At 42.4% G+C, this 15,177-nt stretch carries 13 protein-coding genes; 4 read left to right on the top strand and 9 right to left on the bottom strand.

What is annotated here, in order from left to right; all coding sequences use genetic code 11:
* Positions 1 to 25 precede the first annotated feature (25 nt).
* The 7 genes from PW220_RS03100 to yycF all read right to left on the bottom strand — a co-directional run bounded on the left by PW220_RS03100 (position 26) and on the right by yycF (position 8,680).
* On the bottom strand, positions 26 to 1,072 hold the full coding sequence (locus PW220_RS03100; protein ID WP_248054664.1) for a D-alanine--D-alanine ligase: 1,047 nt from the start codon (positions 1,070 to 1,072) through the stop codon (positions 26 to 28).
* Positions 1,073 to 1,152: 80 nt separating this feature from the next.
* Positions 1,153 to 1,749: a recombination mediator RecR gene (gene recR / locus PW220_RS03095; protein WP_024404490.1), complete on the bottom strand. Its 597-nt coding sequence runs from the start codon at positions 1,747 to 1,749 to the stop codon at positions 1,153 to 1,155.
* 8 nt (positions 1,750 to 1,757) lie between these two features.
* A complete protein-coding gene (gene pbp2b, locus PW220_RS03090; RefSeq protein ID WP_398582934.1) occupies positions 1,758 to 3,803 on the bottom strand; it encodes a penicillin-binding protein PBP2B in 2,046 nt (681 codons plus the stop codon).
* Positions 3,804 to 3,916: 113 nt separating this feature from the next.
* Complete coding sequence (gene vga(F), locus PW220_RS03085; RefSeq protein WP_248054667.1) at positions 3,917 to 5,296, bottom strand: ABC-F type ribosomal protection protein Vga(F); 1,380 nt, start codon at positions 5,294 to 5,296, stop codon at positions 3,917 to 3,919.
* 527 nt (positions 5,297 to 5,823) lie between these two features.
* Positions 5,824 to 6,627: an MBL fold metallo-hydrolase gene (locus PW220_RS03080; RefSeq protein WP_248054668.1), complete on the bottom strand. Its 804-nt coding sequence runs from the start codon at positions 6,625 to 6,627 to the stop codon at positions 5,824 to 5,826.
* Between the two features lie 6 nt (positions 6,628 to 6,633).
* Complete coding sequence (gene vicK / locus PW220_RS03075) at positions 6,634 to 7,983, bottom strand: cell wall metabolism sensor histidine kinase VicK (protein WP_172091625.1); 1,350 nt, start codon at positions 7,981 to 7,983, stop codon at positions 6,634 to 6,636.
* Positions 7,976 to 8,680 carry a response regulator YycF gene (gene yycF / locus PW220_RS03070; RefSeq protein WP_105114647.1) on the bottom strand — a complete coding sequence of 235 codons (705 nt, stop codon included), beginning with the start codon at positions 8,678 to 8,680 and terminating at the stop codon, positions 7,976 to 7,978. Before yycF ends, vicK begins: the two co-directional genes overlap by 8 nt.
* A 190-nt stretch (positions 8,681 to 8,870) precedes the next feature.
* On the opposite strand from yycF, the gene PW220_RS03065 reads away from it, so the two are divergent.
* From PW220_RS03065 to PW220_RS03050, 4 genes are read left to right on the top strand one after another with little or no spacing between them, the layout of a single operon-like run.
* The gene (locus PW220_RS03065; RefSeq protein WP_105114648.1) at positions 8,871 to 9,632 is read left to right on the top strand and encodes an amino acid ABC transporter ATP-binding protein; all 762 of its coding nucleotides are present in this window, start codon (positions 8,871 to 8,873) and stop codon (positions 9,630 to 9,632) included.
* 10 nt (positions 9,633 to 9,642) lie between these two features.
* Positions 9,643 to 10,488 carry a transporter substrate-binding domain-containing protein gene (locus tag PW220_RS03060; protein ID WP_248054670.1) on the top strand — a complete coding sequence of 282 codons (846 nt, stop codon included), beginning with the start codon at positions 9,643 to 9,645 and terminating at the stop codon, positions 10,486 to 10,488.
* A 14-nt stretch (positions 10,489 to 10,502) separates the two neighbouring features.
* The gene (locus PW220_RS03055; RefSeq protein WP_172091624.1) at positions 10,503 to 11,201 is read left to right on the top strand and encodes an amino acid ABC transporter permease; all 699 of its coding nucleotides are present in this window, start codon (positions 10,503 to 10,505) and stop codon (positions 11,199 to 11,201) included.
* Positions 11,202 to 11,213: 12 nt separating this feature from the next.
* Entirely contained in the window at positions 11,214 to 11,873 is a 660-nt protein-coding gene (locus tag PW220_RS03050; protein WP_248054672.1) for an amino acid ABC transporter permease, read from the top strand.
* Between the two features lie 420 nt (positions 11,874 to 12,293).
* Here the strand turns inward: PW220_RS03050 and PW220_RS03045 are convergent, their stop codons facing one another.
* The gene (locus PW220_RS03045; protein WP_248054674.1) at positions 12,294 to 13,157 is read right to left on the bottom strand and encodes a hypothetical protein; all 864 of its coding nucleotides are present in this window, start codon (positions 13,155 to 13,157) and stop codon (positions 12,294 to 12,296) included.
* Between the two features lie 66 nt (positions 13,158 to 13,223).
* Entirely contained in the window at positions 13,224 to 15,176 is a 1,953-nt protein-coding gene (thrS, locus tag PW220_RS03040; RefSeq protein WP_248054676.1) for a threonine--tRNA ligase, read from the bottom strand.
* Between the last annotated feature and the right edge of the window lies 1 nt (position 15,177).

Genomic DNA, 15,177 nt, shown 5'->3' with positions numbered 1-15,177 from the left:
AATTTTCCAACCTTTTACATACTTTTTAAATCAAATGGCTTTCGCGTTTTTCAAACATTTCCTTGGCTAAGCCAACAAGCTCTTCAATCAAGTCTGAGTAAGCAAGTCCCATGTTGTCCCAAAGAAGTGGGTACATAGACCACTGGGTAAAACCTGGCATGGTGTTGAGCTCGTTGAGGAAGATGTCGCCGTCTTCTGTCAGGAAGAAATCACAGCGAGATAGACCACAACCACCGATAGCACGAAAAGCCTTGGCTGCATTGTCACGCATGATGTCCATAGTAGCTTCATCAATCTTGGCTGGAATTTCCATGGTAATCTTGTTGTCGATGTATTTGGCATCGTAGTCATAGAAAGCAACGTCCTTCACTACCTCACCCGGAAGCGTTGTTTTCACGTCAGCATTTCCCAACAAGCCAACCTCAATCTCACGCGCGTTAACCCCTTGCTCAACAAGAACCCGGCTGTCATACTTGAAGGCCACATCAAGCGCCGCCTGCAAGCCTGCCAAGTCTTCTGCCTTGGAGATACCAACGCTGGAGCCCATGTTGGCTGGTTTAACAAAGACTGGATAGGTCAATTTGCTTTCAATCTCCGCAATCTTATCGGCTATATTTTCGCCCTCGATAACGGCTACGTATGGCACCTGGGCAATACCAGCCGACTCCAACACACGCTTGGTCGTAATCTTATCCATAGCAACGCTAGAAGACAAGATATTGGTCCCAACGTAAGGCATACGAAGGACTTCCAAGAAGCCTTGGATAGAGCCATCTTCCCCCATTGGTCCGTGAAGGACAGGGAAAACAACGGCATTTTCTTCGTAAATATCACTTGGACGCACTTGCTGGTCTGCAACAATAGTCGCATTGGTCATCAGTTTTTCATCAGCAGCTGGTGTTTGGCTAAATTCTTGTGTTTTGATGAAATCGCCAGTCTGAGTGATGAAGTAAGTTTTTACAAAAAATTTATCATAATTGATGGCACGCATGACACTTTCAGCAGACAATACAGATACTTCACGTTCTGCTGAACGACCACCATAGAGTAAAATCAAGGTTTCTTTTGACATATACATTCCTCTTCTAATTAGATAATCTACACTTAGTATAGCATAATTTTGAGTTTGAAGCCTTCTCTAATGGATAAAAACTACAATTCTGTCCTGTTCTCAATGGCACGAAGGAGGGTGACTTCATCTGCGTATTCAATGTCACTTCCGACTGCCAATCCTCGTGCCAAGCGAGTAACCTTGATTCCCGCTGGCTTTAGGACACGTGAGATGTACATGGATGTCGCTTCACCATCTGCTGTTGCATTTGTCGCAACAATGACTTCTGTCACTTCGTTTTCCATCAGACGAGTTAGCAAGGTCTTTAAGTTAATATCGTCTGGTCCAATACCATTCATCGGGGAAATCAAGCCATGCAAGACATGGTAAAGACCGTGGTATTCTTGGATATTTTCCAAGGCTGTCACATCTCGACTGTCTTCTACAATTAAAATAGTCGACTGGTCACGACTGCTATCTTGACAAATACCGCAAGGGTCCTGGTCTGTCAGATTGCCACAAACCGAACAATAGGTCAAATCCCTCTTGGCAGCCAAGAGATTTTTTGCAAATTCATTGACCACATCATCTTCCATACCAATGGTATAGAAGGCCAGCCGCGTAGCTGTCTTAATACCGATTCCTGGTAATTTGGAGTAACTGTCAATCAACTTGGCAATGGGTGTAGGATATAGCATAATTCTCCTTAGTTCATTGGGTAAAGTGAATTGTATAAATTAATGATTTCTGTTGTAATTGCTTTTGTTGTAGAATTTTCGTTAGTCAAGTTTGGAAGTACGACTGCAACTGCGATTTGTGGATTATCACTAGGTGCATAGGCAACAACGTTGGTATTTACTGCAGTTACTACTTCACCTGAAGGAGTTGTAGTATAAGTTTCGGCAGTACCAGTCTTGGCACTGATGGTCACGGCCGCACCACGACCGATAGCACTACCTGTATTAAATCGTCCTCCACCATTTACAAGTTGATAAAATCCTTGACGAAGGAGAGCCATTTCATCAGCTGAAATATTGACTTGATTCATCTCTTTACCAGAAACTGTTTCAATCAAATCTCCCAATCCACCTTGGGGATTATTTCCATAGATACCTTCTACAAGATGAGGAGAAATCCTTTTTCCATTATTTGCTACTGTCGCTACATATTGAGCCATCTGCATCGGTGTATAGTTATCAAACTGTCCAAATGCATTCATAATAAAGTTTGCGGTGGAATATTCTTCTGGTAAGAAACCTGTTGATTCAAGTGGTAAGTCAATTCCTGTTGACGCACCTAAACCATACTCTGCAAAAGTCGAACGAAGCTTAGTCATGGCATTTGTCAATGTATCGCCATCATTCAAATACATGTTAGCTGAGTAGGTCTGACCAAGTAGTCCCAAAGCAATCTTAACCATGTAGACGTTAGAAGAATATTCCAGAGCCTCTGTCGCATCAATATTAAAACTACCATAGGCCCACCAAGATGTAATTGGTGCTGAACCTGCAAAATAAATCGGTTCATCTAATAATACCTGATTTCCTGAGATAATGCCATTCTCCCAACCAGATGAAATAGTTGCACCCTTGACAATAGAACCTGGTGTAAAGACGCTTGTGATGGTGCCAAGAGCATCTTCGGTAATGGTACTTGAGCCTTTTTCGTGACTATATCCTGACATAGCAAGCACTGCACCTGTAGAAGGATTTAATGCAACTGCATAAACACCTTCTGAATAAAGTGCACTTCCTGTTGACAACTCACTCTCAAAATATTTTTTTAGAATCGCATTGACACCATCTTGAAAGGCCAAATCAATGGTTAGTTTAATATTGTTTCCTTGCTGACCCTCTTGGATGGTCTTAATACTCTCCACATTACCATTTCGGTCCAGATTGATTTCCTTTTTCTCACGTTGTCCTTGTAGGACTTCTTCATACTGCTTTTCGAGGTAGGCAGTTCCCACTCGGTCATTTGGCGAATAGCCTTTAGACAAATAATACTCTGCATCTTCGGCTGGCAAACCTGCCTGTTCACTTGTTACCGTTCCAATAACCGAACTCAAGGAGGTCGGTAGGATATTCCGCTGCCAGTTATTGGTCGTAGAAATACCAGGCAGTTGAGATTCGTTGGCAACAATATGAGCCACCTGCTCTGCGGACAAGGAGTCTGTTACCAGGTTTACTGTTGCGAAGTAAGCAGCACCATTCATTTGCTTAAATAGTTCTATGGCCTGATTTTCCTGTTCCGAATAATTCAACACATCTTCAGACAAACTTTCAACAGCATTGGCATAGATAGTTGCTTCTTCCAGATAATTGCCATCCGAATCATAGAGTTTATCTTTTGGCAGCTTCTCTACAACCTGCTTATAGACCTCTGTATCTGCCAAATAATAATCTGCCTTGTCCCGTTCCGTTACCGAAACATCAGACACCTTGACCCATTGCAAGAGCTTATTTGCTACTTCCTTCATTTCCTGGGCTGACATCTTATTGGAACGGGTAAAGGAAACGACCTGTTGAATCTGATTTTCCACAAGCGGCTTACCTTGCGCATCATAAATCTGCCCACGAACCGATCCATTGCTGATAATTTTTTGGCTAGCAGTTGATAACTTATTGTTATAAAAATCATGGTTGACAATCTGCATGTCTGCCAAACGCAAAATTAAGACCAAAAATAAGAAAATAACGATAGAAAATAAAATATTTAGACGGATGGCAATAAAATTCCCATTATTCTCCACCAAATGTTCCTGTCTTTTTTTCAATTCACCGACCTCATTCTAGAAATATCCTTCTTATTATACCACAGGAAAAAAATATTTTTTAGACCTAGCTTCCTTTTGAGAAATTTTTTCTAGTCTATTAAGCTACCATCCTTTATCCACCATTTACTTGTTGCGACCTTGTCCACAAAGTCTTGGTCATGAGAGATCACCAAGACACTCCCCTGGTATTCCTTCAAAAATCTTTCCAGGGCTTCAATAGCTGTCAGATCTAAAAAATTTGTCGGCTCATCTAAAATCAAGAGATTAGCATCAGTCAATAATACTTTGGCCAAGGAAAGCCGAACACGTTCACCACCAGATAAATTTGCCACCTTCTGCTGGGCCTTATCATAAGAAAGTCCCAACATGCCTAATAAATTGAGAACTGTTACCCTATCTTGAAGCGACGTCGAGCTAGCATTCACAAAGGCTGTTTCCTCTTCATTGAGACTGGTCAAATCCTGGGAGAAATAGGCAATTTTTAATTTTGGATTGTAATAGCCTTCTAATTCTTTTGAAATCAATTTCCGAACAAAACTGGTTTTCCCAGTACCATTTGACCCAACCAAAGCTAGTTTATCCCCAAAAGTCATGCCAAGTTGAGGAAAATCAAATAAATAGGTTTCTTCAATCCAGAGCTGACCAGCCTGCAAGCGAAAGAGACTGTGGAGACCCGTATCCAAGGCACCTTTCGCTTCCATCTTTACCCACCTTTCCTTTCTAGGTTGTTCAACCTTGTCCAAACGCTCTATCCGTTTTTCCAAATGCTTGGCAGCCTTGGCCATAGACTTGGCTTGACTATCATAGGAACCCATCATAGCATTAACCTTCCACTCAGACGATGAGACACTTTTCTTTTTCATCCCCATCTTCTGAGCCTTGGCTTGACGTTCATATTGGGCTTTTTTCAGTTGGGCAACTTTTTTCTGATAGGCTTCATAGGCCTCCTGCTGCCCTTCTCGCCTAGCCCGGCGACTTTCTACAAATGCCTCGTAATTCCCAGGATAAACTTGAATATTTCCTTCTTCTAAATGCCAAATATGACTGGCTATTTGATTGAGAAAATGCCGATCATGGCTGACAACCAATAGACTGCCTCGATAGCGTTTGATTTGCTTGATTAGCTTTTCCTGATGTTCTTGGTCCAGGTTAGCTGTCGGTTCATCCATGATTAACAACTGTGGTCTTTGGGCAAAAGCCTCTTGAATAGACTTCCAAACCTGTTCCCCACCTGAAAGCGAGCTTCTTTCCTGTAACTGGGGTACATAGGCCCAGTCTGCTTTTACCTCAATCTGACCAGCAAAATCCCTATCCAGTCCTAGTAAGATTTTCAAAAAAGTAGACTTGCCAACACCGTTATTTCCAACCAAACCAACCTTTTGACCAGCTTGAAGGCTCAACTGCTTGATTGTGAACAATCTACGCCCTGCAATTTCCTTCTCTAATTGAATACATTTTATCATTTCCATACAGACCTCTTTTCTTCGTAAAAGGACTTATATCTTTGAAAAGTGCATGCAAAAAAGCCATGCAAAACATGACCTTTCCCTATGGAAAAAGTCACACGAATACTAAGCCCTTATGAGCAGTCTTATCCCTTGTGTAGTCATTTAGTTTATCTTTTATTACTTCGACGTAAGAGGAAACATCGTTTCCTTATTTCCAACTTCAAACATTCCACTGGATTGTTTGAACTCGCTTTGCTGTACTATGTAGAAGTAACTTGCTTCGCAAGTGCTATCTCCAACCTTGTACAGTCACTCGACTGTACAAGCAGCCTGTAGCTTTTGGTGCGAACATCATTCGCTATATTTACGACCTCCAACAGTCTATTCCTAGACTGTTGGAGCAAGTACCAAAAGCAAACTAAAAGACTAAATTATCAAATAATTGATTTTCAACAAGTTTTAAGAACGACTAATAAGCAGCTTAATTATTCATGTAACTTCACCTCACGTATTTTATATATTTATTCTAAACAAGTTCAATGAATTTGTCAAATCTTGGTCAAGGGTGTCGCTGTATCTGGCGAGGTATCATAGACCTGGAAATCCACTCCAACTCCTAAATCAGCCTGCGCCAACTGATTAACCATGGTCATGTGAGCCAATTCCTTGATATTGTTTTCCTTTGATAAATGCCCAAGGTAAATCTTTTTAGTCCGATTTCCTAGTGAGCGAATCATGGCATCAGCACCATCCTCGTTACAAAGGTGCCCTTTATCAGACAAAATCCGTTGCTTGAGGTTCCAAGAATAAGAACCCGCACGCAAGATTTCAACATCATGATTAGACTCAATCAAATAGGCATCCGCATTAGCTACAATCCCAGCCATTCGATCGCTGACATAGCCTGTATCCGTTAACATGACAAAGGACTTATCATCCTTCATAAAGCGATAAAATTGAGGACAGGCCGCATCATGACTGACCCCAAACGACTCAATATCTAGGTCACCGAAGGTCTTCATAGCCCCCAATTCAAAGATATGTTTCTGAGCCTGGTCAATCTTCCCCAATTTGCTTTCCATTGCCTTCCAGGTCAACTCATTGGCATAAATGTCCATGCCATATTTACGCGCCAGAACACCGATACCATGGATATGGTCACTATGTTCATGCGTTACTAAGATAGCATCGATATCTTCTGGCTTGCGGTCAATTTCTGCCAAAAGGCTGGTAATCTTTTTTCCTGATAAACCAGCATCTACCAAGATTTTCTTCTTATCCGTTTCCAAATAAAAGCAATTCCCACTGGATCCCGAAGCTAAAATACTGTAATTAAATCCTTTTCCGATCATATTCCCCTATTCTTCTCCATCTGAATCATCCCACTCATCCATAGTAATATCCTTACTGTAAGGCAGAACTATCGTAAACGTTGACCCATGTCCATATTCACTCTTGGCCCAAATGAAGCCCTTATGTTGCTTGACAATTTCTTTGGCAATGGCCAAACCTAGACCAGTACCACCCTGGGCACGCGAACGAGCCTTATCCACACGATAAAATCGGTCAAAGATCTTAGGTAGATCAGCCTTTGGAATGCCTAACCCTTCATCAGAAATGGATACAATCAACTGACTATCCGTCGTTTTCATACTAAAGGTAATGGTCCCCCCATCAGGCGAATACTTAATGGCATTGTTTAAGATATTATCTAACACCTGGGTCATCTTATCCGTATCAATCTCCACCCAAATAGGACTGATTTGATAGTCACGCACAATGGAATAAACCTTATCTGACTCGGCATTTTTCATCTGGTCAAAACGGTTAAGAATAAAGGTCACAAAGGCTGTAAAGTTGATTAGTTCGACATCTATTTGACCAACCTGGTTATCAATCCTTGATAGACTGAGCAAGTCCGTAATCATCCTCATCATACGGTTGGTTTCATCCAGAGATACCTTGACAAAACTTGGAGCGACCGATTCTGTCAAGGCTCCCTCATCCAAGGCCTCTAGGTAGGATTTGACGGATGTCAAAGGTGTACGGAGTTCGTGACTGACATTGGATACAAATAGACGGCGTTCCCGTTCCTCTTTAGCCTGTTCAGTCATATCATGCAAGACAACAACAAGACCGGAAATCAAACCACTCTCACTCCGAATAGTCGCAAAATTAGCCCGAAGGGTCAGAAATTCTTGGTTCTCATTGGTATGGTCTAAGACAATCTCAGGTGTTTGTGCCAACAAATCACGCAGACTATACCGATCCTTAATATCCAAAACATCTAATATCTGCAAGGGCTCCTGTTTCTTACCGGCTAGCCCCAATTGCTTTTGTGCCATATCATTGATCATGATAATCCGACCAACTCGGTCCGTCGCAATGACTCCATCACTCATATAAGAAAGAATGGAACTCAGACGGGTTTTCTCCTGTTCTAAGCTATCATGAGTTAGACGGATGACTTCCGACAGATCATTGAGTGAGTTGGCCATGTCCGTAATTTCTGGACTGCCTCTCATATCCAAGACCTCCGTATAATCGCCATCCATCAAGGCTTTCACACGCTGATTGAGCTGTTTGATTTGCTTATTATCCCTATGGTTTTCAATCAACAAGACCGTCAATGCAATCAAAAAACCAATGAGAATAACAACAAACCAAAACTCTGCTGTTGTCATTAAATAACGTAATTGATTAATCATTTCCCTTGATAAAGTATCCTACACCACGACGGGTCAAAATATATTCCGGTCGGCTCGGTGTATCTTCAATTTTTTCACGCAAACGGCGAATAGTTACGTCCACCGTACGCACATCTCCAAAATAGTCATAGCCCCATACTGTTTCTAGCAAATGCTCCCGGGTCATGACTTGCCCCAAATGCTTAGCTAAATGATGCAACAATTCAAACTCACGGTGGGTCAATTCCAGTTCTTTGCCATGCTTCTTAGCAACAAAGGCATCTGGCAAAATGACCAAGTCCCCGATGACCAATTCAGGACTGCCAGTATTCTCAACAGACATCTGTGTTTCTGACAATTCGCTTCTACGCAAGAGAGCCTTGACACGCGCCTGCAATTCACGATTAGAGAAAGGCTTGGTCACATAGTCATCTGCCCCAATCTCAAGTCCAATCACCTTGTCAAACTCACTATCCTTGGCAGACAGCATAATAATGGGAACATTGCTGGTCTTACGGATGGTCCGAGCAACTTCTAAACCATCCAACTCTGGCAGCATCAAATCCAAAATCACAATATCTGGAAATTCAGCTTCAAAAACTGCCAAAGCCTCTCGACCATCAAAAGCCGTCACGACTTCATAGCCCTCACGGGTCATATTAAATTTAATAATGTCTGAGATGGGTTTCTCATCATCTACAATCAAAATTTTTCTCATAATTTCTTACCTTAATTATCTTTATTTCTTCTATTATATCAAACTTACTTAAAAAATTCATAACCAGAGTTAACTAACATAGTTATGTTATATCTTCTAACACATCCTATATTAAATTGTCTGAATTTACTTGACTTTTAATATACGGAGTGATATCATGCTATTATCTTACATAAAAAAGGAGATTACTATGGCTTTAGTAGAATTTAAAGATGTAAACAAATACTATGGTGACTACCATGCTCTTCGCAATATCAACTTGGAATTCGAACCTGGACAGGTTGTTGTTCTCCTTGGACCATCCGGTTCTGGTAAATCAACTCTTATTCGTACCATCAATGGACTAGAAACTGTTGATCAAGGTAGCCTTGTTGTCAATGGACATACCGTATCCGGCTCATCTGTCAAAGAATTGGTAGCTCTTCGCAAGGAAGTCGGCATGGTTTTCCAACACTTCAACCTCTATCCACATAAAACTGTGTTAGAAAATGTTACCTTGGCACCGATTAAGGTTTTAGGCATTGATAAGGCTACTGCTGAAAAGACTGCCAAGAAATACCTTGAATTCGTAAACCTCTGGGACCGTAAAGATTCCTACCCTGCCATGCTATCGGGTGGTCAAAAGCAACGTGTTGCCATCGCCCGTGGTCTAGCTATGCACCCAGAATTGCTCCTATTTGACGAACCAACTTCTGCCCTTGACCCAGAAACAATCGGCGATGTTCTTGCAGTTATGCAAAAATTGGCTCGTGATGGAATGAATATGATTGTCGTAACCCACGAAATGGGCTTTGCCCGTGAAGTTGCTGACCGGATCATCTTCATGGCTGAGGGGGAAGTATTGGTTGATACAACCGATGTCAATGGCTTCTTTGACAATCCTACTGAACCTCGCGCCAAACAGTTCCTCAGCAAGATTATCAACCATGAATCAGACAAGGTCAAACTCTAGGAGGTTGCTTATGACAGATAAAAAAGTCAATCTATTTTTAGCCGTCAGGCTTGCCATCATCAGCATCTTAACGCTGTTCTTTATCCATATCAATCAAACCGTTGTCCAAACAGAAACACCTGCACCTATTACCAATAGCGATCAGGTTCAAGCCATCATCGATAGGGGCGTGCTCCGTGTCGGAGTGAAACAGGACGTCCCTAACTTTGGCTTTAAAAATCCGGATACTTATGAATTTGAAGGTATGGAAATCGACATCGCTCGTAAAATTGCTGATGAGTTGGGAGTGGATATTGACTTCACCCCTGTAACAGCCCAAACTCGTGGTCCCCTCCTTGATAATGGTCAAGTAGATATGGTCATTGCCACCTTCACTATTACCGATGAGCGGAAGTTGCTTTACAACTTTACAAGCCCTTACTACACAGATGCTGTAGGTTTATTAGTCAACAAGGATAGCGGTATTGAAACCTTCACCGACTTAGACGGAAAGACTGTCGGGGTTGCACAAGGCTCTATCACGCGCAAATTGATTACTGACTTAGCTGATAAATATGGTATCTCTGTTTCATTTGCGGAATTGGGTTCCTATCCAGAGCTTTCTGTATCGCTTCGTGCCCATCGTATTGATAGCTTCTCCGTAGACCAATCCATCCTATCAGGCTACATTGGTTCTAAGTCTAAATTACTGGACTTCAGCTTCTCTGCATCTGACTATGGTATCGCCACTAAACTGTCAAACAAAGATTTAAATGCCTATCTAAATTCTCTTATTGAAACTTGGCATAATGATGGCAGTTTACAGGCTATCTATGATGCCAATGGCTTGAAGCCTGTAACAGAAACCGACGAATAGAAAGGGAAAATTTTATGACTATCTTGACTACAAGCCCCTATGCTTGGGAAAACTGGGTTAGTTATTTCAATGACTTCCCTCTCTTCTTCCAAGGCTTCCTCTTCACCCTAGCCATTGCTATTGGGGCTTTTATCACAGCCATGTTACTAGGCATACTTTTTGGCAGCCTATCTTCTAGCAAGAACAAGCTTTTAAAGGTGCTAGCTCGTGTCTATGTGGAATACTTCCAAAACACTCCGCTCTTGGTCCAATTCATGATTGTTTATTATGGACTGCCTCTGATTTCTAACTACATCCTCATGCCGTCCATCTACTGGACAGCTGTTATCTGTGTGGGACTTTACCACGGTGCCTATATCGCAGAGGTCATCCGTGCAGGGATTGAGGCGGTGCCTACTGGTCAGACTGAAGCCGCACTTTCACAAGGCTTTACCCAGGCTGAAACCATGCGGATTATTATCTTGCCACAGGCTATTCCGACGATCTTGCCGCCTTTGACCAACCAAGTAGTAAACTTGATTAAAAACACGGCGACCGTCGCTATCATCTCAGGTGCTGACATCATGTTTATGACCAAGTCTTGGTCTGCTATGAACGCTAACTATATTCCAGCCTTTGCTGGCGCTGCCTTCCTCTACTTCTGTATGTGTTTCCCTGTTGCAAGCTGGGGCCGCCGTATCGAAGAGAAAAATAAGGCTACCTTTTCACACTAAGGAGGTTGAACAATGAATTATGTTTTAGAATTACTCAAGCCTTCAACCTTCCAACTCTTGTGGAGTGGTTTGAAGTTAACCCTTTATATCTCTAGTATTTCGGTGGTCTTGTCTGTCCTTTTTGGTATGATGTTGGCCATTATGCGAAATGGGAAAAATCCACTCTTCAAGTGGATTGCAACGATTTATATTGAATTTGTGCGAAATGTACCAAACCTACTTTGGATTTTCACCGTTTTCTTGGTATTCCAAATGAAGTCAACGCCAGCAGGTATTACAGCCTTTACTATTTTTACCACGGCAGCCATGGCCGAGATTATCCGTGGTGGTCTAAACGCCATCGGACCGGGCCAGACTGAAGCTGGTTTGTCACAGGGTTTTACCCCAGTACAAATCATGGTCTATATCATCATGCCTCAAGCCATTCGTAAGATGCTACCAGCTATCATCTCACAGATTGTAACGGTTATCAAGGATACCAGTTTCCTCTACTCCGTTATCGCTTTGCAAGAGCTTTTCGGTGCCAGCCAAATCCTAATGGGACGCCATTTTGAAGCAGAACAAGTCTTTGCACTCTATCTCATGGTAGCCTTGATTTACTTTAGCATCAACTTCGCCATCTCAAGCCTGTCACGTTATGTGGCTAGGTCTTGGGCGAGTTCGATTGAATAATACTCTTCGAAAATCAAACTCAGCCGTTGTTGACTTGATTTGATGAGTGAAAAGGTCCAGTGGAGCTTTTCAGCCTACTACTTGAAAGTGCGAAAGTAGTAGAGTTCTATCTGCTCTTGGAGAAACGAACTTTGTTCGCCTTATCTCCAACCTCCAAAGGTTCCCCGAACCTTTTTGTAGCGAACTTTGTTCGCCTTATCTCCAACCTCCAAAGGTTCCCCGAACCTTTTTGTAGCGAACTTTGTTCGCCTTATCTCCAACCTCCAAAGGTTCCCCGAACCTTTTTGTAGCGAACTTTGTTCGCCTTATCTCCAACCTCCAAAGGTTCCCCGAACCTTTGGAGCTAGCCTGATTTTGATTTTCATTGAGTACTACCAAAACTCCCAGCCACTTGGTTGGGAGTTTTTGTGTTTGTAACAACTATTTTAAGAATGAATGACGATGATCTTTTACCTTGATTGTTACGAAAAAACTTGTCGACTGCACTCCAGGTCTACGAAAACCAATTCTGTAGGTTCCGTCTTCCACATTAGAATAGTCAAATGTTTCGACTTTCTGTTTTAAATCAGCTAGTAATTTATCTTCCTCCAGTAAGTCATTTTCTAAACCAAGGTCCTTCTTATTAAAAAATTCAACTTCAATTACCGCCATTTCTTCCTCCATGAGCCAGTCCAAATTTATATCATAAAAACCTGCAAAAGCCCGACCATTATGGCGATTTTCCTCTACCTTTTTATAAAACTTTATCAGTTTTTCATCCTGAGTTTCAAGTCTACCATCCACTTCAAACAAAGTGAAATCTTTTTCTTCCATCAATTTAAATATCTGCTGTGCCTGATTCAGTAAATATTTACCTCTCGGCTGATGCCACATAGCTTGGTCAACGATACCATCAAATTGATACAACATTCCGCTTGGACTATCATTAAAATAGACTGTCATATTTAGTAATCCATTTAATGCCTCCTGTCCTTCAATTCGGTTATTGACCAAAGTATCAGAGGATTGAAGTGTAATTGACTGACCATCTATAACCTCAGTATAATCATACTCTAGAACATCCCATGGGTTACCAATGGTTATGGGACGAAATTTTGTCAACTCCACCTTACCAGTGAAACCATATGACTCCATACCCTGTTCAAGCATCGTCTGATACGATATCAATTCCTCTCGAGTAGCCACTTTGGGACTAAAGAGTAGCAATAGACAGAGCAACAAAATGCCAAAGAAACCAATAATTCCTAATATAAGACCTACAATAAACTTCATTATCCTTTTCATTTAAGCACCTCTTTCCTTGACTATTATACCAAAAAAGAAGCCCTTTCGGACTTCTCCTTATAATTATTATTCAGCTGTTTCAGCTGGTCTAGACTTACGGGCAATATCTGCTAGGATATGGTCCACAAATTCTGATACAGACTGAGTTTGTGTTGCCTTGCTTCCGTAGCGACGAACGTTGACAGCATTATCTTCCATTTCCTTGTCACCGACGATGAGCTGGTATGGAATCTTGCTGGTCTGGCTCTGACGGATCTTATACTGCATCTTCTCGTTCCGCTCATCCACGTGTACGCGAACGCCACGGTCTTGCAATTCCTTAGCAACCTTCCAAGCATAGTCCAAGTGAGCTTCCACAGAGATTGGAATCATGGTCACTTGAGTTGGAGCCAACCAGGTTGGGAAGGCACCCTTGTAGGTTTCAATCAAGATGGCAGTGAAGCGTTCCATAGTCGAGATAACACCACGGTGAATCATAACTGGGCGGTGCTCCTCACCGTCAGCACCAATGTAGGTCAAGCCAAAACGTTCTGGCAAGAGGAAGTCCAACTGAATGGTTGACAGGGTTTCTTCGTTACCAAGGGCAGTTTTCACCTGGATATCCAATTTCGGACCGTAGAAGGCAGCTTCACCCTCAGCTTCGAAGTAGTCCACGCCCATTTCATCCATGGCACCCTTCAACATCCGCTGGGCATTTTCCCACATCTCATCGTTGTCATAGTACTTCTCTTTGTCCTCTGGGTCACGATAAGACAGGCGGAAACGGTAGTCATTTAGGTTGAAATCTGCGTACACATCGATAATCAACTGGAGAGCTTTTTTGAACTCTTCTTGGATTTGCTCAGGTGTCACAAAGATATGACCGTCGTTGAGGGTCATCTCACGCACCCGTTGCAAGCCAGTCAACGCACCAGATTTTTCATAGCGGTGCATCATACCAAGCTCAGCGATACGTACTGGCAACTCACGGTATGAACGCACATGGTTTTTGTAAACTTGAATGTGGTGCGGACAGTTCATCGGACGAAGAACGAACTCTTCACCGTCACCCATGTCCATAGTTGGGAACATATCTTCTGAGTAATGCTCCCAGTGACCTGAAGTCTTATAGAGTTCAACAGAAGCCAACGGTGGCGTGTAAACATGCTGGTAGCCTGAAGCCAACTCTTTATCTGTGATGTAACGCTCTAAGGTACGACGGATAGTCGCACCATTTGGCAACCAGAATGGCAAACCTTGACCAACTTCTTGGCTAATCATGAAGAGATCCAATTCCTTACCAAGTTTACGGTGATCACGCTCTTTGGCTTCCTCACGCATTTGAAGGTAAGCCTTGAGGTCTTTCTTGTCAAACCAAGCTGTACCATAAACACGTTGCATCATCGGATTTTCGCTCTTACCACGCCAGTAAGCACCTGCCACATTGAGCAATTCAAAAATCTGGATACGACCTGTTGACGGAACGTGTGGGCCACGGCAGAGGTCAACGTATTCACCCTGAGTATAGATGGTCAAACCGCCTTCATCATCAGAATGTTCTTGAATGAGTTCCAGCTTATATGGATCATTTTTGAAAATCTCAAGAGCTTCTTCCTTGGTTACTTCACGACGTTCAGAAGGGAAGTTTTCCTTGACAATTTTAGCCATTTCTTCCTGAATGCGTGGCAGGTCTTCATTTGAAATCTGACCAGCAGCATTGTCCGTATCATAGTAGAAACCATCCTGAATGGCTGGACCAACGCCCAATTTGATGTCTGGGAAAAGGCGACGAGCCGCTTGGGCAAACAAGTGAGCTGCTGAGTGACGCAAGATTGGCAAGGCATCTTCATGGTCAGTCGTTACGATTTCAAGCGTCCCATCCTCTTCAATGGCACGAGTAGTATCAATCAATTTACCATTGAACTTACCAGCAAGCGCCTTTTTCGCCAAAGACTTACTAATGCTCTCAGCAATTTCAAAAGTAGTTACACCAGCCTGGTACTCACGAACAGCACCGTCTGGGAAAGTGATTTTAATCATG

The organism is Streptococcus sp. 29892, from assembly GCF_032594935.1.
GTDB lineage: Bacteria > Bacillota > Bacilli > Lactobacillales > Streptococcaceae > Streptococcus > Streptococcus hyiners.
This window is presented reverse-complemented; position numbering and strand designations above follow the sequence as displayed.